General features: G+C 32.4%; 1 protein-coding gene. It reads right to left on the bottom strand.

Going from position 1 to position 262, the window contains the following annotated elements:
* A partial coding sequence (locus tag AAEY57_RS20300) for a response regulator (RefSeq protein WP_350608697.1) occupies positions 1–242 on the bottom strand: 242 nt, incomplete at its 3' end.
* Positions 243–262 lie beyond the last annotated feature (20 nt).

The following is a 262-nucleotide window of genomic DNA, read 5'->3' as shown; positions in this document are numbered from 1 at the left end:
CCGTTAAACCCAAGCTTCACGTACTTATTATCACTATTTTCGTTTTCACTAAATGTATGAGCGATAATTTTTGTTGCTGATGCGTCAGCATGCTTCCTGATTTTTAGCATTGCATCGGTGCCTGTAAATTGCGGCATTACTATATCCATTAAAATAATATCGTAAATATTTTGAGAAACCATCAATAGCGCCTCTATAGCACTTGATGCGAAATCTATTAAAATATTTTCTTCATTAAGCATTTTTCTTATTACTATTTCTA

Origin of the sequence: Pseudoalteromonas sp. MER144-MNA-CIBAN-0113 (assembly GCF_040308965.1) — a bacterium.
Taxonomy (GTDB): domain Bacteria; phylum Pseudomonadota; class Gammaproteobacteria; order Enterobacterales; family Alteromonadaceae; genus Pseudoalteromonas; species Pseudoalteromonas tetraodonis.
The sequence above is the reverse complement of the archived record's forward strand: the minus strand, read 5'-3'. Positions and strand labels throughout refer to the sequence as shown.